The organism is Paenibacillus sp. 32O-W, assembly GCF_007679495.1.
Classification (GTDB): domain Bacteria; phylum Bacillota; class Bacilli; order Paenibacillales; family NBRC-103111; genus Paenibacillus_L; species Paenibacillus_L residui.
The window spans coordinates 76,899-97,235 of sequence record NZ_VEGP01000015.1 but is presented as its reverse complement, the minus strand read 5'-3'; the positions used below and the strand labels follow the sequence as shown (position 1 = coordinate 97,235).

16 protein-coding genes are annotated in these 20,337 nt (G+C 52.5%); 5 read left to right on the top strand and 11 right to left on the bottom strand.

Annotation, left to right across the window (positions count from 1 at the left end; translation table 11 throughout):
• Positions 1–76 precede the first annotated feature (76 nt).
• Positions 77–343 carry a DUF2243 domain-containing protein gene (locus tag FS806_RS08625; protein WP_144934534.1) on the bottom strand — a complete coding sequence of 89 codons (267 nt, stop codon included), beginning with the start codon at positions 341–343 and terminating at the stop codon, positions 77–79.
• A gap of 159 nt (positions 344–502) precedes the next feature.
• Between FS806_RS08625 and FS806_RS08620 the strand changes: the two genes are divergently transcribed.
• Together FS806_RS08620 and FS806_RS08615 are read left to right on the top strand one after the other, a co-directional pair.
• A complete protein-coding gene (locus FS806_RS08620; protein ID WP_144934531.1) occupies positions 503–760 on the top strand; it encodes a hypothetical protein in 258 nt (85 codons plus the stop codon).
• A gap of 26 nt (positions 761–786) precedes the next feature.
• Positions 787–2,241 (top strand): FMN-binding glutamate synthase family protein, encoded by a 1,455-nt coding sequence (locus tag FS806_RS08615; protein WP_144934529.1) that lies wholly within the window; start codon positions 787–789, stop codon positions 2,239–2,241.
• Between the two features lie 65 nt (positions 2,242–2,306).
• Here FS806_RS08615 and FS806_RS08610 read toward each other — a convergent pair whose 3' ends face one another.
• Positions 2,307–3,443, bottom strand: coding sequence for a zinc-dependent alcohol dehydrogenase (locus FS806_RS08610; protein ID WP_144934526.1), 1,137 nt, complete (start codon positions 3,441–3,443; stop codon positions 2,307–2,309).
• 94 nt (positions 3,444–3,537) lie between these two features.
• Positions 3,538–5,487: an electron transport protein gene (locus tag FS806_RS08605; protein WP_144934523.1), complete on the bottom strand. Its 1,950-nt coding sequence runs from the start codon at positions 5,485–5,487 to the stop codon at positions 3,538–3,540.
• Between the two features lie 254 nt (positions 5,488–5,741).
• Between FS806_RS08605 and FS806_RS08600 the strand changes: the two genes are divergently transcribed.
• Positions 5,742–6,779: a DUF3895 domain-containing protein gene (locus FS806_RS08600; RefSeq protein ID WP_186328274.1), complete on the top strand. Its 1,038-nt coding sequence runs from the start codon at positions 5,742–5,744 to the stop codon at positions 6,777–6,779.
• Between the two features lie 91 nt (positions 6,780–6,870).
• Here the strand turns inward: FS806_RS08600 and FS806_RS08595 are convergent, their stop codons facing one another.
• The 7 genes from FS806_RS08595 to FS806_RS08565 form a co-directional block, all read right to left on the bottom strand.
• Positions 6,871–7,701, bottom strand: coding sequence for an alpha/beta hydrolase family protein (locus tag FS806_RS08595; RefSeq protein WP_144934517.1), 831 nt, complete (start codon positions 7,699–7,701; stop codon positions 6,871–6,873).
• A gap of 409 nt (positions 7,702–8,110) precedes the next feature.
• The gene (locus FS806_RS08590) at positions 8,111–8,971 is read right to left on the bottom strand and encodes an inositol monophosphatase family protein (RefSeq protein ID WP_144934515.1); all 861 of its coding nucleotides are present in this window, start codon (positions 8,969–8,971) and stop codon (positions 8,111–8,113) included.
• Positions 8,972–9,072: 101 nt separating this feature from the next.
• Positions 9,073–9,882: a sulfite exporter TauE/SafE family protein gene (locus FS806_RS08585; protein WP_144934548.1), complete on the bottom strand. Its 810-nt coding sequence runs from the start codon at positions 9,880–9,882 to the stop codon at positions 9,073–9,075.
• 275 nt (positions 9,883–10,157) lie between these two features.
• Entirely contained in the window at positions 10,158–11,429 is a 1,272-nt protein-coding gene (locus FS806_RS08580) for a methyl-accepting chemotaxis protein (protein ID WP_144934512.1), read from the bottom strand.
• Between the two features lie 390 nt (positions 11,430–11,819).
• Complete coding sequence (locus tag FS806_RS08575) at positions 11,820–12,140, bottom strand: hypothetical protein (RefSeq protein WP_144934509.1); 321 nt, start codon at positions 12,138–12,140, stop codon at positions 11,820–11,822.
• Between the two features lie 133 nt (positions 12,141–12,273).
• Positions 12,274–13,422, bottom strand: a complete 1,149-nt coding sequence (locus FS806_RS08570) for a D-alanine--D-alanine ligase (protein ID WP_144934506.1) — start codon at positions 13,420–13,422, stop codon at positions 12,274–12,276.
• A 56-nt stretch (positions 13,423–13,478) separates the two neighbouring features.
• The gene (locus tag FS806_RS08565) at positions 13,479–14,534 is read right to left on the bottom strand and encodes an amidase domain-containing protein (protein WP_313960572.1); all 1,056 of its coding nucleotides are present in this window, start codon (positions 14,532–14,534) and stop codon (positions 13,479–13,481) included.
• 390 nt (positions 14,535–14,924) lie between these two features.
• On the opposite strand from FS806_RS08565, the gene acnA reads away from it, so the two are divergent.
• Positions 14,925–17,642 (top strand): aconitate hydratase AcnA, encoded by a 2,718-nt coding sequence (acnA, locus tag FS806_RS08560; protein ID WP_144934499.1) that lies wholly within the window; start codon positions 14,925–14,927, stop codon positions 17,640–17,642.
• A 119-nt stretch (positions 17,643–17,761) separates the two neighbouring features.
• Here the strand turns inward: acnA and FS806_RS08555 are convergent, their stop codons facing one another.
• Positions 17,762–18,508, bottom strand: a complete 747-nt coding sequence (locus FS806_RS08555; protein WP_144934496.1) for an IclR family transcriptional regulator — start codon at positions 18,506–18,508, stop codon at positions 17,762–17,764.
• 232 nt (positions 18,509–18,740) lie between these two features.
• Here FS806_RS08555 and FS806_RS08550 point away from each other — a divergent pair, with 232 nt between their 5' ends.
• A complete protein-coding gene (locus FS806_RS08550; RefSeq protein ID WP_144934493.1) occupies positions 18,741–20,105 on the top strand; it encodes a Fe-Mn family superoxide dismutase in 1,365 nt (454 codons plus the stop codon).
• Positions 20,106–20,337 lie beyond the last annotated feature (232 nt).

Here is a 20,337-nt window from a genome sequence, read left to right as displayed (position 1 = left end):
CAACCTCAGTATTACATTCACCGTTAGTTCAGTCACATCATGCAATTATGCCGATTTTCGCTCTGCGAAAGTTGAGTCAATAACTTTCTAGTGGATGATATATAGATTCCTTTGTCCCTCGGTCCTCCAATCCAAGGGGTGAAGGTCGCAAAAGGACGGCCCCGATAAACAGGATGATCGTCACGATCAAATGAAATATGCCGTCACTGACGATTTGATGAAAGCGGTCTGTATGCATAAAAGTGCTGTGCCACTGCAAAATTTGGTGAAAAATGATCCCGTCCAGCATTCCGACAATTCCAATCCCCAATAAGAACGCCCCGGTGAAAGTATAGTTACGCACGTCCGGCCACTCTTCCTTCCTGCATAAATCTGTCGTTAATAGCCTGCCCGGATTTTGGCAATCTACTCCAAAGCCGCTTTTGAATAAATATTGGAAAGGTTAATCAGAATAGTAAAATCAAGCCACTATTTCTATCGAAGAAAGGACTGAAACCGGTGTATGGATACTCCCGACAACCTGTTTAACGATTCCCTCGAATATGTCCATCACGAGCTTCAACGCCTGCAAACGATTGCGGGCACTTTATCCGCGGTCGAGACCCGGCACTTCCAGGATTTGACGAATTTCGGAGACGACCGGCTGAACCAGATCGCCATTGAGGAACAGAATGCCGCCCGTCAATTGGGCGAGGTCAAGCAAATATGCCTGTCCCTGGCCCAACGGGTGGAAGAGCTGAAGAACGGCATGCAGCAATAGAACGGATAATAACAGGAGAGCTGAACATGTTCAAATGGGTAAGCAATATCATTAGAAGCGCCGTCAATGAAAGCGTGGATAAAGCGATCGAAAGAATCGCGAGGGATCAGTATACCGAGAACCTGTTCGAGATGTTCCCTTCCACCAAGAAGGTTGGTCCAATTTCCTTGATGGAGATTATGATGCGTTCCAAATCGGGGCTGCCTCCCGCAAGACCTCTCGGAAGCCATATTCGCTTCTCGCCATGGGAGAAGCTGCTGTTTAATCCCGTTCATCTGCATCGATTCCCGACTCCGGAAGACGTTCAGATCAATACCTCCGTAACGATCGGCAAAAAAGCGCGGAAACCGCTCACGATCTCCATCCCCATCATGATTGCAGCCATGTCTTATGGAGGAGCGTTGAGCAAAACCGCCAAAATCGCCCTTGCCCGCGCGGCCAGCAAAATCGGTACGGCTACCAATACGGGGGAAGCCGGGTTGCTTGAGGAAGAAAGAGAAGCAGCCTCTCTTCTCATCGGCCAATACAATCGCGGAGGCTGGCTAAATACACCGGATAAGTACAGCCGAATGGATGCCATTGAGATCCAGTTGGGCCAGGGGGCTCAAGGGTCCAGCCCGCAGCGGACGGCCGCCAAAAATATAGGCGTCGAATTTCGCGAGGTGTACGGCATCCCGGAAGGGGAAGATGCGGTCATTCATTCCCGTCTGCCGGGCGTAGACACGAAGGAGCAGTTTATTTCCCTTGTCAAGAAGCTGAGGGAAGAGACCGGGGTCCCGGTAGGTCTGAAAATAGCGGCCACCCACTTTCTGGAGGAAGAGCTGCAAATCGCTCTGGAAGCCGGGGTCGATTTCGTAACGCTGGACGGTGCCGAAGGCGGAACCCATGCTGCCGCCCCTATTCTGGAGGACGATGTGGGACTGCCCACCCTGTATGCCATTACGAGGGCCTCCAAGTTTCTTGCACGCAAGGGCAGGACCGGGGATGTCAGCCTTATTGCAACCGGAGGGCTGGTCACTCCCGGGGATTGTCTGAAAGCAATCGCTTTGGGAGCCGATGCCGTCTATATGGGAACGGCCGTTATCATGGCCCTGATCAGCGACCAGATGACGAAGTCGGTGCCGTTCGAGCCCCCTACAAGCCTGGTTGTCTACAATGCGAAAATGACGGATCAATTGGACCCGGAACGGAGCACCGAAACTTTGGTCAACTTCCTCAATGCGGCCATACGGGAGATGGAGCTTGCATGCTACTCTCTTGGCAAGACAAGCTTGGCGGATGTGACGGCAGCCGACCTGTGCACGCTCGATCCGTTTATAGCCAAGGCAACCGGCGTGGAGCTTGGGCTGGTCTCTCATGAGGAACAGGCGCAATTTTTCTCCGGGCTGGAGCCTTTCCTTCCGGTAATGCCAGGCATGACCGAGCGTATAGCCGATACAGGGGAACAGCCGCCGGCTGGCGAGGCAAATCCTCTGCATTAGCTTGCGGGAAATCATCGGTATCGATTAAGGGACCGCCCCTGACAGGGACGGTCCCTTTTATATGACTACGGCTTTAAGATTACCTTGATGCAGTTATCCGATTTGGTATCGAATATTTCATATCCTTGCTTGGCTTCCAGCAGGGGCAGCCGATGGGTAATAATATCCGTCGGGTCCAGCCGACCTTCTGTAATTAACCGGTACAGCTCCGGCATATAGTGAATGACCGGCGCCTGCCCCATTTTCAACGTAACATTTCGACTGAACAGATCGCCTAGCGGAAAAGCATTATAACGCATGCCGTAAACTCCGACCAGTTGGATGGTCCCGCCTTTACGGACCGCCTGGCTGGCAATCTGGATGGCCCCCATAGCCCCGCCCTGAAGCTTCAAGGCCGATTCAACGATTTCGAGGAACGTCATCTTGCCGTCCATCCCGACACAATCAATGACGACATCCGCCCCGCCGCCGGTCATTTCCTTCAGATGGCTGCCAATGTTGTCTTCCTCTTCGAAATTGACGATTTCCACCCGGTTCGTACGCTTCGCATGCTCCAGCCGGTAGCCGATATAATCGACCGCTATGACTCTCTCCGCCCCTTTGAGCCAGGCGATCTTCTGCGCCAGCAGCCCGACCGGGCCGCACCCCAGCACAATAACCGTATCCCCCTGCTTGACTCCGGAATCGTCCACTCCCCAATATGCCGTAGGGAGAATATCCGATAGAAACAGCAGCTTCTCGTCCTCCAGCTCACAATCTTCCGGAACCTTGAAGGCCGTAAAGTTGGCGAACGGAACCCGCAGCAGCTCCGCTTGTCCGCCGGCATAGCCGCCGTATGTTTCCGAGTAGCCGAAGAAGCCTCCCGCCTCCCCATGCAGATTGGAATTATCGCACTGGCTTTCCAGGTTGTTGGTGCAATAGAAGCATTGCCCGCAAGCAACGGTGAAGGGAATGATGACGCGATCCCCCTTCTTCACCTTCGTTACGTCTGGCCCGACTTCCTCGACAACTCCCATCGGTTCATGCCCGATAATATAATCGGCGGGCAGATTCGGTATCATTCCGTGAATCAGATGCAGATCGGAGCCGCAAATCGCCGAACTGGTTATTCGTACGATTACATCATCGCTCTTCTCGATCCGGGGCTCCTGCACTTCCTTGACCTGAACGTCCTTAATTCCTTGATAGGTGACTGCTTTCAACGGGAAATCCCTCTTTTCCTGTAATCTTGGGTGTACAAAACAGCCTGCAATCATTCAGCCCCAAATTTGCGGGCCCGGTTTTTCACCGGACCGGTTATTTTAACGAGAGTAGGTATTCAATCAAGGCGTCCTGCTGCTCTTTAGTAAATCCGGTGGTTGAATCCACCCAATGCTCATGCCCGATACCAGCCACATGCACCTCCTTCAGCGTCTGCGACTGCTCGTTGGCCGCGATGACTTGCTGCCTCAGCTTCTTATCGATCAGCGCGCGTAAGCTATTGGCCGGATCCGGTTCCACCCCCTGCATGAAGGCGCCGGGAATCCCCACCTGCGCAAGGTCCGGGCCAACTGCTACCCCTCCGTCATGCAGATACGGGGCCGTCCAGCGAAGCCCGATCAGCCCCTTGACCTTATATCCTCCCGGGGAATCCCCCCAGGCAAAGGCCAGCTTCATTTGCTCCGGATCGAGATGGCCCGTGAGAACTTCAAGCACCTTCGCCCCGCGCGGAACCGGAACCGGGGTATCCGGGGCAAACATCGTGGTCGGTCCGAACAATCTCTCCGTTTTCTTAAGCGCCTTGGCCCGGGAAGGCTCCGTACCGATGACCGCAGACGAAATCACGCGGTTGTTGGTGAAGGCTTCTCCGGAATGACAGGAAATGCACTGCGCCCGTTGGAAAACGGTCCTTCCCAATTCCAATACATCGGCTTTCGTCTTCTCCCGGCGCTCAGGGGGAACTAATGTATTCTGGAATGCCGCCATCCCGTTAACCTGTTCCCCTACCTTAAAGCCGCGCGAGCTGATGAATAATCCATCCGGGGCCATCAGGGTCAAATTGGGAAAGGAAGGGGGTTTGATCATTTCGTTGACCCCCGGCACCCCCGGAGTCGGGTCCACCTTGGCCAAAAACTCCGAAGGCTTCAAGCCGCTTCGGGGATCGTAGCGATATCGGGGATTGGCCGAATTCTGCAGAAGAATTCCCAGATAAACCTCCTTGTCCAGACCGAACAATTCCGGGCTCGCTTCCACCTGTGCCAGGGAATCCGAGTTCTGAGCATGAACATTATTGCTGAACGCACTCAGCCCGTGGAAAGGGCCTGCCGCAGCAAACCCGCTCCACCCGTAGGGATGGCCGCCCTTGGTGAAGGAATCCGGAATCTGGGAAGGGTTGCTGGCCATATCGATTGTTGAATCGAAATTGCCCGGCGGCCATTTGGCCAAATTTTCGTCCACCGCCTTCTCCAGCGCCGCAGGGTCGGGCAGAACCGCCGTATGATTGTCCGATGTCGGAACGGTCCGGTTCAAATCCTTGATAAATTTGGCGACGTTCTCGACGTCGGTATGTGTGAAATAGGCGCTGGTGTTAGTAGCCAAGGCCAGAACAAGACCTGCATTGAGATCGGAGTTCGGTGCTCCTTCGATGACGTGCTTCGTCTCCCGGTCGACGGTAGCGTGGCAAGCCATGCAGCTGATCCCTACCTTCAACCGGCCTTGCGAAAATTTCACCGGCATGCCCAATGGGGCGTAAGCTCCCTTGGGCACATCGATTCCCGTATCGATCATCTCGCCCTTCTTATAAACCCTGTCTCCGATGGCCACATCCTCAGCCAATTCCACCCTTAAATTTGACGTTCCCTGTCCTTTAAGCTGTATAATGGCCTTGGCCATATTTCTGATCGTCAGCGGTCCGTCCACAATGCCAACAATGTCCGTCAGAAAAACTTCATTGCCGAAGGTTTCCTTGTACATGGCTTTCCTCCCGAGCTTCAGCAAGGCCTCATCAATCGCAATGGCCCCGTTCCCGGAGGAGAGCATGGCAGTATCCGCCAGCATCGTACCGCCTTCCCGTTTCGTTATGGTCTGGCCCCATAAATCATATTCCTGTCCTCCCTCCCCCTTCATCCGGGCATCCGATGGGGGATTCATGACTTGGCTTGCCGGAGGAACGTAGGCATATTCGGGTTCCCACCAGAACAGAAGGACATATGCCGCACTTAATAGTAGAACAGGCAGTCCTGCAACCAACCAGCGTTTCCTTTTCATATAAGACTCCTCATTGTCACTCTCTTACTGGGTTAATGCCATCCGTAGTATAGGTTTTCCCGGGGGGCTCATAATCATCCGGTTGATGGCAAACGGGAGAATTAACGGCTGCAGCGGAGAAGAAATGGCTTGGCGGTCGGGGATGTCCCCCAGCTATGGTGGTCATTTTCACGTTTCATTCTTCAGACGCATGGAGAAACACTGGACAAGCATCCCCTTCTGAAGGCTATACTGGTTTAGAGGGGGAGGAATCTATGAATGCAGTTTATTCGTTAACGATGGAGGAACGGGATTCGATTCTGAATCAATTGTCCGAGGAGCAGAGAGTATTTTTGGCGGATACGTTAAAACGCAGCCGAAGAACGGTGTTCGCCCGGCATATGGCGGCCAGAAAAGGAGCCCGCATACCGGAAACAGCCACTTACGAGGAAATAGAGCATCTTCTGGAGGACTGGATTTACGTAGGATATATAGATGCCGGGGTGCGCAGCACGGATTTAAAATGCGAATGCGGCGCTTCCCTTCGGTACCAGCATCATGTGGAAAATAAGAAGGACGGCAGTGTGCTCAAGCTGGGCATCAAGCACTTGGAGGAGCATACATTAATCGATGCCAAAATAGTCAGTCAAATTATAAAAGGCTTCGATGTCCTTGATCAGGAACAGTTCGAAATACTGGTGAAATATCGTGACGGCTGGCAGCTCTCCGATTATTTTACTCTGCCTCTTCCAGACGGCTTCGAAGTTCCGAAGGATATCGCAGGCCATCTCGAGCTTGGGCTGCCGCTTCTGGACAGGCAGGTGGCCAGGCTGCAGGAAAGCCTCAGGAAATTTCGCGACAGCCGGCCGCCCTCGACCTTCGAACCGGCCGAACATGCTTTGCCGGCAATGGACGCGCTCTATGCTGCAAGCCAACCCACCCTAAGCTTGAATACGGATGATGACGATCCACAGCTTTCCTTCGATTTGTTCGATATGGAGCAGCCTCAGACCGTCCCTGATCGGCCGGCGGACCACACTTATCCGGTGCCCGGACTGAGCTCCTCTCTTCAAGCGGCGGTTCGCCACTACCTATTGCAGGGAATCCGCTCCGCACGCATCCTGTCCGAACTATTAATTCAGCATCATCATGCGGATGACAACCGATATATTACGGAAAAGCCGCATATCTATCCTTTGGTCTCTATGTACATCGACCGCATAATGGCCGAGGAGGGGATTTGCCGGCTTGTCTCCCGGGATCACGAGGACCGTTTATACGAATTAATGGACCCGGAAGGCGACTCTTTATGAATATTGTGCCGCCGCACCCGGCTTCAAGGCCGGGCGGCCGGCATTCTCTATCCTCGTTTATCCGGTACATCCTCCGGCAATCCCTACTCTTCTAAATCATCCAGTCGTTCCATTCTTCACGCCGTTTATTAATAGAATGCAGCCAATCCGTCGTTATCTTAAGCAGCTGGGCAGTATGCTCCGAGGAAGAGAAGGTATGGTTCGCCTGCAGTATAACTTCCTTGTCGCATTGGCCGAGCGACCGCAGCCAGAACATTTTCTGATACAGGAAGCAATAGTCTACCGGCACGTCCTCATCGGCCGAGCCGTGAACGACCAGAACATCGCCATTGAACTTGCCGGCTTCCTGAAACGGATGCTGGCCGGTCATGGATTCGAAGAAGCCCGCCGTTAGGCGGTATCCGCTGTAATCGGCCTGCCCGGATTTAACCGCCTGTTCATAGACCGAATCTCCCACGATACGTACAATATCGCTTAACGGATTTGCCACGGCGGCCCAGAGCACGAGGGACTTCACCCGTTTGTCCTTGGCAGCGGTCAGAACGGCGACCGCCCCGCCCAAGCTGTGACCGAGCAGAATCACCCTCTCGGGATCAATGCAATCGATCTCCAATCCGTAATCGATTGCTCTGCGGGTTTGCTCGACCAGATGATTCAGGCCCTGCGCCCCATATTCACCGCTGCTCTCCCCGCACCCGACATAATCAAAGCGGATGACCATGAAGCCCTGACGGCTAAGCCGGCGCGCTGTCTTGACGAACAGCCGATCCGTCCCGATCCGGTTGCCGATGAAGCCATGGCAAATAATGACCAGCGGCCAGCGGCAGTGATCCGCCCCCTTCTCGGCATTGTCCATCTCCGGATAATGGATCGTAGCGGCCAGTTGTTCATGGTTCCAATTCATCGTAAAATGACGTTCCATCCTTCGTCCTCATCCTCCCCTAATTTAGCTTATGTCCCCCTAAATCCGATCCTTTATCATAAATTATTCCGATGCGCTTGCTTGGTTTAATATATAAAAAAGATAGCACCCCTGTGCAAGAAAATCAATAGCAAACATCGGGGAGCTGAAAAATAACTCGGAGAAGTTTGTACGATATCGTACAGAGGGGACCCTTCCACGGGGCTTGTCTGTCCATCTGTACGATTATTCATGCAAATAAAGGACTCTACCCGACTTATCTACTTTTCGGAGGATCTCCGAATGTATTATGTCAGCGTAAAAGCACTGTCTACGGGGGATGGACGGTTAGCTGGTTCGGGCTGATTCCAGTTTCGCTATTCCGTCTCTCTCGGCTGAGAAAGCAAGAGGGGGCTAGACGCCCCTCCTCCTAGCTGTATCCCAAAGCATCTGCCTGCTTCAAGGTTTCTCTGAATTCGTCATGAATTTTACCGTTACTCGCGAGAACGTTGCGAACGGATAAACTATAAGGCGTGCCATACGTATCCGTTATTTTCCCTCCGGCCTCCTGCACCAGCAGGGCTCCCGCAGCCATGTCCCAGGCGTTCAAACCGATTTCCCAGAAGCCCGACAGTCTTCCGGCGGCCACATACGCCAGATGAAGGGCTGCCGATCCGGCCGTCCGCACATTTCTTACCTGCGGAGTGATAGCCTGCAAGCCTGTCAAATTAACGGGCAGGGCGCTGCGATCTGCCGGGAAGCCTGTCCCGATCAAGCTGTCGGACAGCCGTGTTTCCCCGGAAACTTCTATCCTTTGGCCTCTCAGATAAGCGCCTTTGCCCTTCTCCGCAACGAACAGCTCGTCCCGGGACGGATCATAGACCACCCCTACAATAGGCTCTCCCTTGTAAGCCAGCGCTATAGATACCGAGAAGAACGGGAAGCCGTGGATAAAATTCGTTGTACCGTCTATCGGATCGACAATCCATAAATATTCGGTATCCCGGTGAGCTTCCAATGCTTCGGCGGATGCCTCCGCTCCAGGCTCGACCCCTTCCTCTCCCAGGAACGAATGATGCGGAAAGTGAGTCATAATTAAATTGCGAATAAGCGCTTCGCTGCCCTTGTCCACTTCGGTAACCAAATCGTGCGAGGAAGTCTTCATAGCGAGCTTGGTATGAGAGCCGAGCTTGCTCTTGATCCATTCTCCCGCCTTGGCGGCCGTATTGACAGCGACCGCGGTAAAGCTCTTACTGCCTACCGTGTACACTTCCCTGTCCTGAGTATTCAACTTTATCAACTCTTTCTATATTAATCCTGATTCTGTGTATATATTTTAGTATATTCCATAATACAGTATCATTTCTACGACATTTCATCCAGCTATCCGGATCAGAGCCAAATTCCGCTAGCCCCCATCCAAATCATCCGGGCGGCCAATACAATCAAGGTCATTCTCAGCAGCCAAAGCAACCGGTTGCCGCTTAATCGGGAAGCCACTATGGCACCCAGCCAGCCGCCGATTAAAGCTCCGGGAGCAAGAGCGGCAAAACTGACCCAATCTACCTCCCCGAATATCACATGAGTTACACTGCCCAGTATGGCACTCAGCAGAATGACAAACATCGAAGTGGCTGCGGCTATATGAGGCGGATAACCAAAAAGCAGTACCATAATAGGAACGAATAAAGAGCCGCCTCCGATACCGAACAGGCCGGAAGTCAATCCAACGACGAAGCCGGTGATCAGGGCCGGAACAATGGAATATCCGTATACATAGGTTTGGCCCGCAGCGTCGGTAAATTCCCTGCGAACCTTCCATCGGAAATCAAAAGGCTTCAAATGATCTCTTGCAATCAGCAGAAGCGCCATGAACAGCATAAATCCGCCAAAGGCCAGTTGAAAAACATTCTGGTCAAGGCTTCCCGTCAAGGCTGCGCCCAGCATGGCCGCGGGACCGCTGGATGCGAAATAAAGCCAGCCGCTGCGAAAATCTATTCTTCTTCGTTTGGCATAAGTCAATGTCGAGGTCAAGGCCGTCAGAATAAGCACGGCAAGAGAAGTGCCTACAGCGACTTGCGCCGAAATTTCTTGTCCCAGCAGCATCGGGGCTATACTTATAAGAGCGGGAACGATGATAATTCCGCCGCCTAATCCTACAATACTTCCGAAGGTGGCAGAAACCATCCCGATCACAAGCATTAGAAGAAACGCCAACAAGTTTCCGCCTTCTTTCTGTTCGGGTTTACCTTAAGTTCAGCAACCATCTTACCATAACTGTCCTTATGCGGCAAAGTAAGGGGAACGACTAATTCGGGAGGAGATAACGATCAATGTGAGCGCTCTAATTTCCGCGAAAGATACTATCCAATAATGTCCAATTGAAAAAAAACGCTGCACTTCTGCAAGGCAGCAAGAACAGCGGATTTTTACGCAACAAAGAAGGCTTACCTATTAAACGTCTAATCGGCATTCACTTATAGATGGAATACTTTGACCTTATCGTTCAGGGAGTCGGCATGCTCCTTAAGGACTTCCGAAGATGAAGCAATTTCCTGCATCACCGCCGTTTGCTCTTGAGTGGATAGCGCAACCTGCTTAGCGCCTTCGGATATCACCTTGACGATCTTAGCAATTTCCCGTGTTTCTTCAAGTGTATTCTCTATCTGGCGCACTTGATCCGTCACCACTTCGGCAATGCGGTCTACCGATACGGCCGTTTCATGGGTTGCCGTAGTGATCCGGTTCAGCGCCTCCTTAACCCGTTCCCCTTTGGAGCTTTCATATTCCACCATTTGGACCTGATTCGTAATATTCGTGACCACGTTGGCTACATGCTTCTGAATTTGCTGGATCAGGTCGTTAATGCTGCTGACGGCCGCCGAGCTCTGCTCCGCCAGCTTGCGGATTTCTCCGGCAACTACGGCGAACCCTGCCCCGTGCTCACCCGCCCTGGCCGATTCAATAGAAGCATTCAATGCGAGCAAATGGGTCTGGTCTGAAATATCTCCTACAACTTGCGATATATTCCCGATCTCTATCGCATTCCGATCCAATTCGCGTACCAGCTCGATGGTTTGCTGATTAGCCTTAGCCAGGTCGAACAGCCCGTTAACCAGCGTATGCACGACCTCCCCGCTCTCCTCAATGGCACCGACCATATCCTTGGCCAAATTCGATGCGGAGAGGGCTTTCTCGCTGACATCCTCCGCCGCCTGGGTTATCCGCTCTACTGAATTAAAGGTACTGAGCGTAGACTTCTCCTGCTTCTCTACCCCTTGCGCTATATCATCGATCGTGCTGGCAATGGTTTCGACTTGATGGGCCGCCTGCGTAATAGCGCCGCTAAGGGCAGCCGCATTTTGATTTGTAAATTCAACGTTATTGGAAACCTCGGCAATCATCTGCTTCAAATTCATAACCATTTTATTAAAGGATTGGCTAAGCGCGCTCAGTTCATCTCTCGAATGATGAACCGGCATAGTGACCTGCAAATTCCCGGTAGCCGCCTCGTTGACCGCTTCCGTAAGCTTCAGAAGCGGCTTGATCAGCCAATTGGCCGCAATCCAGCCCAGGAAGCCCGTCCAGAATACTCCAAGACCCAAAATAATCGAAATATATAGCCAATCGGACATCCCGCCGGCAATGATATCCTTCAGGACAAAAATAAACAGGGCACTGGTTCCATACGTGGTTAAGGATACGAGTGTAATACCCAACACCATCTTCTTGACGATTCCGAATCTCATCTCTGCGACCACACTCCCGACTGATAAAATAAAAATACAACTATTTTCCTATTTTATCGGCATCGGACGACCTAAAATGAATAGTTATACCTAAGTTTCCGCCATTTTTCACAAAGAGACATAGCTAAGAGCGGCTGTCAAAGGCGTCCACCCGACTTACTTCACGTTTTTCCAGCGATCTGCCGGCCCCGAAATCCGAATCCGCGCAGTGGAACCCTCCGGGTCTGTTCCAGCCTGTCCTCATCCGCCTAAATGTTGGCAACCCGCTTCTTCCTTCCCAAAATAACTAAAGCAAAACAGCCTGCGTGGGACAAGCTTGTCCATGCAGGCTGTTTTTCCAGGCAACCATCAAATTTTAAAAACACGGTTCCTTCTATATAACTCGTCCTGTCAAGATTCCTGCTCGCCAAAATACATTTCGTGAGCAAGCGCCGTCTGTACTCTGGCCTCTTCTTCCGTCAGCTTGCGGACCAGCTTCATCTCTACGGAAGTAACTTCCTCGCCTTGGAAGTTGATTTCCGCAACGGATGCGAAGATTTGTACGATGGCAATCGCCTGATTTTCCGGAGTATAAGCTATCACCTTCTGGCCGGTCGGGTATACCCGGAACCCGTTCTTGACCATTTTCGTCATGCCATATTCCAGAAGCTCGTACATTTCCTGCTCGGATTTAAACTTGCAGACTGAGTTGAATTCCGTTTGAAATCCCATAAGTATTCCCCTTTCTGCTCTTAGTCTCCAGAAATTCTTCATGGCCTCATGGATGCCTGATAGTCGTTATAAAAAATAATAAATGAGTGCAAATTACTTTATTTTCAGACGAATTCAAGGCGAAGCTGCTTATCTAATTTTCTTCAAATGTGTATTGAATGCTGTTCTTGTCCTCATGTCTTTGGAAAGCGAGGCGGATCAGATCATCCAGAAGCTGAGGATAGGTCTTGCCGGACGCCTTCCACAACAGGGGATACATGCTGAACGGAGTAAATCCGGGCATCGTATTGATTTCATTAATGTAGACTTGCCCGCTTGCTTTGTCCAGGAAGAAATCTACCCTGGCAAGCCCCGATCCGTCAATCGCCTGAAAAGCGCGAAGAGCCAGCTCCCGGATCTGCTGGGCCTTCTCCTCGGGAAGCTCTGCGGGAATAATCATGGCCGATTTGCCGTCTATATACTTTGCCTTGTAATCATAGAAATCATTCGATGATACAATTTCTCCTGCTACGGATACTTCCGGCTCCTCATTGCCGAGTACACCCACCTCGATTTCGCGGGCGGACACATACTCTTCGACAATAACTTTGCGGTCATATTTGAAAGCCAGTTGGACCGCTTCCAGCAGCTCCTCCCGGTCCGACGCCTTCGATACTCCGACGCTGGAACCGAGATTGGCCGGCTTGACGAAGCAAGGATAGCCAACGGCCACTTCAATTTCCATAAGGAAGAAAGCCTGATCCTTGGCCCACTGAGCCTTGGTAAAATGGCGGTATATACATTGAGGAAGCCCCTCTTGCGCAAACAGCTTCTTCATCGTGACCTTATCCATGCCGACCGCCGAAGCCAATACTCCCGCTCCGACATAAGGGATGTTGGCCATTTCCAGCATCCCCTGCAGGGTACCGTCTTCCCCGTAGGTTCCATGCAGCAGAGGGAATATGACATCCAGCGTCCCGGGGTGCTCCGCAGCTTCGGTGACCGCAGTCTCCGCCGCTCCTCCGGAGGCGAACAATGGCATAAGGGCAATACCCGATGGATCGTTCTTGTCCGGGCTTGAAGCATCCGGCTGTTCGGGAGAAATTAGAGCCTGAAGATTGCCGACCGGACCGTTCAACGCTTTGCCGGTGCGCCATTCCCCTTGCTTGGTGATATAGAATGGATAAACTTCGTATTTCGAATGATCGAAGGCCTGAATAACGGCCAGCGCGGTCTGCAGAGAAACGTCATGCTCCCCGGACCTGCCGCCGTAAACTAGCCCTACCCGTATTTTTTTGTCCATGTGTACCTCCGGTTAAGTATAGTCAAAGATGTCTGGTCCAAAGATGTATATTTCGATTACAACCAATCCGGGATATGATACAGGCGGTAATCGGTCCGGTCGGTCCAAGCATAGGAGTCCCGGTAATCCCAGTAACGATGCTTGCTGTTCACCGTTTGGGCATTGACTAAAGGCGAGCCGTCTGCCGAGAATGCGGTAACGATCGTCGTATGCTGGAATCGTCCGTTACCGTCCCAATCGTAGCATATGACGTCTCCTAATTGAAGCTGCTTCGGGGAAGCGACTCTTATCCCCCGCAATCCTGCCTTGCTGCTGTGCAGATGCTGCTGCAAACTGTTCGATACCGCCCAGCTGAAGCTCCAGTTTTCCTGCTTGCCGCTTTTTCCCCGATACCACCAACCGGATTCTCTTTTTCCAGTATAGTTCATTGGAGCACCGCCTGCAAAGAGGCACTGGGATACGTAATTCGTGCAGTTAACGTCGAAGGCCAGATACTCGGGGTTGTAGGAGTCCCACCACATATCCGCATAGCGTACCGCCTGCGCCCGATCATAAGGTGCCACCCGGTGAGACATTCTTTGCGCAGGGAAAATTTCCCTGTTTAAATAAGGCATGGAGCAGGTTTTCATCCCCGCTATAAGGGCGTACGCACTATCCTCGGGCTGGCTGACCGCTTCCCAATCCCCCATGTAAGGGTTGACAGCATATTCGACTCTTCCCGAGCCCGGCTCATGCTCAGAGGAAGGCGGTCTCTCGACCCGGCTGATGATCCAATGACTTCCTCTCTGACGAAGGGATAAACGTTCTCGTTCAATTCGTTCTTCCTTCTGCCTCCGGTTTAACACATCATATTCAAAGCTTCGCCGCAATTCTACATCGGCCGTGACTATTCCTTCTATTTCTTGCGAATAAATCAGCTTCACTCTGGTTTCGCTCTGCACAGGAGCAAGCCCTCTTTCCCTATGAACGGCAGCCAGCCTGCGCATATGTTTGGACAGCTTATCCAAGTATTCCTCATCCCACAAATAAGGCAGCACCGGCTTCACCGAATAGTCGAGCTCCATCCGGTTGCGTCTGTCCACATATTCATAAATGACGGATTTCCAGCTCATCCTCATTCCCCCTGCTTCAACCTGCGTTTAAACATTCCATTATACGGGATGTCCCGGTCCGGTTGACAAGCTCCGGACGTTTCCTATACAATCCTTCAATTGGTTCACTATATGAGATAAAAATTTGGAAAATGTTTAATTCCTTCAGTTTGGAAAGAATGTTAAAAGAAATTGCTCAGTTCAAGCGTCGGTTCGCGGAATATTACAAGGTGTAGTCCGTTGAATTTACGGTTATTTGCGGGTCATCCTTATACTTGCTGATATTTGAAAAAAGGGTTTACTGTGTCTCCGGGAAAAGGTATACTATAGATGAAGCTCAATCGTGAAATCGGATTTCACCAGATGAAACGATTACTATTTTTCTTTATTACTTCATAGGAGGGATACTCCATGCCAAGAAAAGACCATTTTTCTGTCAAGACGTCTCTATCGGTCAACAACCAAGAGTACGTGTACTACAGCTTAAGCAAGCTGGAGGAACAAGGGTTCGGCTCCATCACGAAGCTTCCTTATTCCATCAAGGTATTGCTGGAAGCGGCGGTTCGCCAATTTGACGGAAGAGCCATTACCAACGAACATGTTAAACAAATTGCCGGTTGGGCAGACAACTCCGATCCTAACAAGGAAATCCCGTTCATCCCCGCGCGGATCGTGCTTCAGGACTTTACAGGGGTACCCGTTGTCGTAGACCTGGCAGCAATGCGTGCCACGGTTCAACGGTCCGGCGGAGATCCGAAGAAGATTAACCCGCTGGTTCCTGTGGACTTGGTTATCGACCACTCCGTAATGGTCGACTCCTTCGGAAATTCCGAAGCTCTTGCTTATAATGAGAAGATTGAGTTTGAAAGAAACGAAGAACGCTACCGGTTCCTCCGCTGGGCGCAGACAGCCTTCGATAACTTCCGTGCCGTTCCTCCGGATACCGGAATCGTTCACCAAGTGAACCTGGAATATCTGGCTTCTGTAGCGGCTACGAAATCTGTAGACGGAGAGCTTGAAGTTTACCCGGATTCCCTCGTCGGAACGGACTCTCACACGACGATGATCAACGGTCTTGGTGTCGTTGGTTGGGGAGTTGGAGGAATCGAGGCCGAGGCAGGTATGCTCGGACAGCCTCTATACTTCGTTACACCTGAAGTTATCGGATTCAAGCTGACCGGAAGTCTGGCAGAAGGAGCAACCGCAACCGACCTGGCTCTGACGGTTACCCAAATTCTGCGGAAGAAAGGCGTAGTCGGCAAATTCGTAGAGTACTTCGGACCGGGATTGGACAGCTTGAGCCTGTCTGACCGTGCTACGATCGCCAACATGGCGCCTGAATACGGGGCGACCATCGGATTCTTCCCTGTCGATGAAGAAACGTTGAAATACTTGAGACTGACCGGCCGCAGTGAAGAGCAAATTTCTCTCGTTGAAGCCTATTACAAGGCGCAAGGACTGTTCCGTACGAGCGATTCCCCGGACCCGCAATATACGGACGTCATTGAACTGGATCTCTCCACGGTCGTTCCCAGCTTGGCCGGACCGAAGCGTCCTCAAGACCGCGTAGAGCTGACAGAGATGAAGGAATCGTTCAACACCATCGTCCGCACCCCTGTGGAGAAGGGCGGATACGGGCTGAGCGAAGAGAAGCTGAAGGAAGAGGTTAAAGTCTCCCATCCGAACGGCGAAACCTCTACCATGAAGAACGGTGCAGTCGTTATTGCGGCGATCACCAGCTGTACGAACACCTCCAATCCGAGCGTTATGGTTGGAGCGGGTCTCGTGGCGAAGAAAGCGGTAGAGCGCGGATTAACGAAGCCGGGCTACGTGAAGAGCAGCTTGACTCCGGGGTCGCTGGTCGTTACGGAATATCTGACCAAGGCCGGATTGATCGAGCCGCTGGAGAAGCTGGGCTTCCACGTTGCGGGATATGGCTGCGCCACTTGTATCGGTAATAGCGGACCGCTTCCGGATGAAGTTTCCAAAGCGATTGCCGACAACGACCTGACCGTTGCGGCCGTACTGAGCGGTAACCGGAATTTCGAAGGACGGATTCATGCCCAGGTGAAAGCGAACTATCTGGCATCTCCTCCGCTCGTTGTCGCCTACGCTCTGGCCGGTACCGTCGATATCGACCTGACTAAAGATCCGATCGGCTATGACAATAACAACGAGCCGGTTTACTTGAAGGACATTTGGCCTTCCAACCAGGAAATTCAGGAAGCGATCCAGTTGTCTCTGAGCCCGGCTATGTTCCAAGAGAAATATAAAGATGTATACCGCGCCAACCAGCGCTGGAACGAGCTGGATGTTGCCGAAGGCGAACTGTATCAATGGGATGAGAAATCTACCTATATCCAAGAGCCTCCGTTCTTCGTAAACCTGAGCCCTGAGGCGGGTTCGATCGAAAGCATCCAGGGAGCCAAAGTATTGGCCCAGCTCGGCGACTCGGTAACTACGGACCATATCTCTCCGGCCGGGAACATTTCGCCGACCAGCCCTGCGGGACAATATCTGCAGGAGCATGGAGTGGAGAGAAAGGACTTCAACTCCTATGGTTCCCGCCGCGGTAATCATGAAGTGATGATGCGCGGAACGTTCGCCAACATCCGCATCCGCAACCAAGTGGCACCCGGCACGGAAGGCGGCGTAACCACTTATATGCCGACCGGCGAAGTGATGTCCATCTATGACGCTTCCATGAAGTATCAGGATCAGAACACTCCGCTGATCGTACTGGCCGGTAAGGAATATGGAACCGGAAGCTCCCGTGACTGGGCGGCCAAAGGAACCTTCCTGCTCGGAGTTAAAGCCGTTATCGCGGAAAGCTTCGAACGGATTCACCGCAGCAACCTGGTCGGCATGGGCGTCCTGCCGCTTCAATTCCCTGAAGGCATGAGCTGGAAATCGCTCGGTCTGACCGGAACCGAAACCTTCGATATCCTCGGACTGGACGACAACGTACAGCCTGGACAGAAGATCAAGGTGAAGGCAACCCGCGAAGACGGCTCCAGCTTCGAATTCGAAGCGATCGTCCGCCTCGACAGCATGGTTGACGTAGACTACTACCGGAACGGCGGTATTCTGCAAACAGTTCTTCGTCAAATGATGAGAGAAAGCAAATAAAAGCGGCAGACTGTCCGCTGACAGCCCGCCCGGTTAAGACAATCCCCCCTGTGCGATGCGCACAGGGGGGATTGCTGTGTTATTCGGTTATTTGTTCTCCAGTATTTGTTCTCCAGCGATTACCGAATCATCTTGCCCATCCGGTTGGCCGCTTCGACGATGATGGGAGCATCCTGCTTCATCTGCTCCATCGTCAGCCGGTTAGCCGGGCCGGACACCGCCAGAGCCGCGACGAGCTTATGGGAGCGGTTGAAGATCGGAGCGGCAATGGCCGCCGCCCCTTCCTCCCTCTCCTCAATGCTGGTGGCATATCCCAGCCTTCTCGCCTCCCGGATTTGTTCCAGAAACCGTTCGCGTTCCGGGCCGTTGGGCCAATCCTCCGAATTCTTCAGCTCCTCCAGAGTCTCCGGATCGGCGAAGGCCACCAGAATTTTACTGGAGGCGCCGACATACAGCGGCAGCCTTACGCCAACCCGGGCAACCCGACGGATGGCCTGGTTGCTCTGAACCGCTTGAATGCGAATCCGCTCCAAGCCGTCACGGACATACAAACTGACCGTCTCTCCCACGATATCGCGCAGCCTCTCCATCTCTGGCAGCAGCAGCACCGCAGGGTCATCCGTCTGCGACATGCCGGCAGCCAGCTCCCAAATCCGCAAGCCAAGCCGGAATTTATCCGTTTCTGCATGCCTGACCAGGAAGCCCTTGCTCTCCAGCGAAGCGATCAGCCGGTGAACGGTGCTCTTATGAAGCCCTACCCTGCCTGATATTTCGGTCAAGCTTAAATCCGAAGCGTCCGTAAAGCATAACAAAATATCTAGAGCGCGCTCAACGGCACGCACCGTCAGTTTATTATCATCTACCATGTGCACACCCTCTCAAAGTTTCACCTTATGAAACTCGATTACACCTAGTATACCCGATGCATCGCCGAGCGTAAAGAATCGTTTATCTGCAGGCACCAAAATTTGTTTGTCCTCCCCGGATCCAACGGCCCTGTCCACTGAATTTTCAGGCATACATAATTAGACGATCGAATACATTGACAATAGTGTTTATGTCGGAATCGGCCATATTTTATGCAAGGGGGAATGATCCATGCTTAGAGTCTACGGACCGCTTATGCCATTGAGATTATTGGAAGAAATCCGGTTCTGGAAAATGCAGGAGAAGGAGCATACGGAAGTTATCCGTGCTCTGGTCGGCAATTTGGAGCCGCAATATGTGAAGCTGCTTGAGGAATGGGAGCCTGTATTCGAAAGAACGGAAATGACGGCCACTCAATGGATAGAGGCGCTGATACGCTCCCCTGGAAGCATCTCCCCTTATGCCCACTCGCAAGTTCAAGCTCTGGTGCAGGAGTCGGTCCGTCAATCCCGTCTCTTCGTCCGGCAGCTTATGCATATGCTGCACCACAGCCAGGCCATTGCCGGGAATCCGACGGCCCAGGTCGTCGTGCGCCATATTATCCGCGAGTCGGAATATTTCCTCGGCGTACTGGATGCCTTTATGTATGATCGCGGGCAAGAGCCCCCATGGCACGGCAGTTATGGAGCCGGGCCGGTCTGGGGCGGCTTCGGTTATCATCCGCAAGCAGGCTCCCCGGCTGTGAGCCCCGGCCCTTCACCCGATTTCAAGGGCCAGGAAGCCGGCGCCTACCGGAAATCGGAAGCGGCCGGTACGAATCCGCCGGAACGGACCGGGACCGATTCGGCACCGCGTTCCCAGGCCTCCGGCGGAGAAGAAGTTGCGAAGGTCCACCTGCACCGGGAGAGCGGCGAGCCGCTAACCGCTGCCGGCGAAGGAAGCTGGTCGCAGATGATTCCCGATCTGAAGCCCGTCCCGATCGGAGGGCATGTGCTACCTCCGCTTCCTTACAGCTACGATGCACTCGAGCCCCACATTGACGCTGAGACGATGAGAATTCATCACGACAAGCATCACAAAAGCTATGTAGACGGATTGAATCTGGCGGAGAAAAATATGGCCAGAGCACGGCAAACAGGAGACTTTGCCCTTATCAAGCATTGGGAAAGAGAAGCGGCATTTAACGGGGCCGGCCATTATTTGCATACCATCTTCTGGAACATCATGTCTCCGAAAGGAGGAGGCAAGGCGACCGGACCGATTGCCCAGCAAATTAACAAAGACTTCGGCAGCTTTGCCTCGTTCAAGAAGCATTTTTCGGAAGCCGCCAATAAGGTAGAGGGAGGAGGCTGGGCCATCCTTGTCTGGAGTCCGCGCAGCCATCGTCTCGAAATTCTGCAGGCGGAGAAGCATCAGAACCTGTCCCAGTGGGATGTCGTCCCTCTTCTCGTGCTCGATGTCTGGGAGCATTCCTATTATTTGAAATATAAGAACGAGAGGGCCAAATATATAGATGCCTGGTGGAACGTGGTCAACTGGAACCATGTGAACGAAAGATTTGAGCAAGCCCGCAAGCTGCGTTGGCAGCCTTACTGAGTTTTAGCTCTCTACTGCAATAGCTCCTATGAAATCTGGTGAACAGGCAGCTGGAGCTCTCTATCGTGCAGGCCATCGCGCAGCTCATCATGCCAGTCATTGTGCGAGTCATTGTGCGAGTCATTGTGAGGAAAGGGGCCGTTCCCATTTCTAACGAAACATAAAAGACTGTCGATTAATGGTATGCAACCAAAAATCCTGCGCGGTTTGGCCTGCACGGTTTGGTAACGGA

What these genes read in the sequence shown, in the direction of transcription:
- FS806_RS08600 (WP_186328274.1), top strand. Translation starts at nt 5,742, where the DNA reads ATGAATGCAGTTTATTCGTTAACGATGGAGGAACGGGATTCGATTCTG.
- FS806_RS08615 (WP_144934529.1), top strand. Translation starts at nt 787, where the DNA reads ATGTTCAAATGGGTAAGCAATATCATTAGAAGCGCCGTCAATGAAAGC.
- FS806_RS08585 (WP_144934548.1), bottom strand. Translation starts at nt 9,882, where the DNA reads ATGCTTGTGATCGGGATGGTTTCTGCCACCTTCGGAAGTATTGTAGGA.
- FS806_RS08550 (WP_144934493.1), top strand. Translation starts at nt 18,741, where the DNA reads ATGCTTAGAGTCTACGGACCGCTTATGCCATTGAGATTATTGGAAGAA.
- FS806_RS08620 (WP_144934531.1), top strand. Translation starts at nt 503, where the DNA reads ATGGATACTCCCGACAACCTGTTTAACGATTCCCTCGAATATGTCCAT.
- acnA (WP_144934499.1), top strand. Translation starts at nt 14,925, where the DNA reads ATGCCAAGAAAAGACCATTTTTCTGTCAAGACGTCTCTATCGGTCAAC.
- FS806_RS08570 (WP_144934506.1), bottom strand. Translation starts at nt 13,422, where the DNA reads ATGGACAAAAAAATACGGGTAGGGCTAGTTTACGGCGGCAGGTCCGGG.
- FS806_RS08575 (WP_144934509.1), bottom strand. Translation starts at nt 12,140, where the DNA reads ATGGGATTTCAAACGGAATTCAACTCAGTCTGCAAGTTTAAATCCGAG.
- FS806_RS08605 (WP_144934523.1), bottom strand. Translation starts at nt 5,487, where the DNA reads ATGAAAAGGAAACGCTGGTTGGTTGCAGGACTGCCTGTTCTACTATTA.
- FS806_RS08580 (WP_144934512.1), bottom strand. Translation starts at nt 11,429, where the DNA reads ATGAGATTCGGAATCGTCAAGAAGATGGTGTTGGGTATTACACTCGTA.
- FS806_RS08555 (WP_144934496.1), bottom strand. Translation starts at nt 18,508, where the DNA reads ATGGTAGATGATAATAAACTGACGGTGCGTGCCGTTGAGCGCGCTCTA.
- FS806_RS08595 (WP_144934517.1), bottom strand. Translation starts at nt 7,701, where the DNA reads ATGGAACGTCATTTTACGATGAATTGGAACCATGAACAACTGGCCGCT.
- FS806_RS08565 (WP_313960572.1), bottom strand. Translation starts at nt 14,534, where the DNA reads ATGAGCTGGAAATCCGTCATTTATGAATATGTGGACAGACGCAACCGG.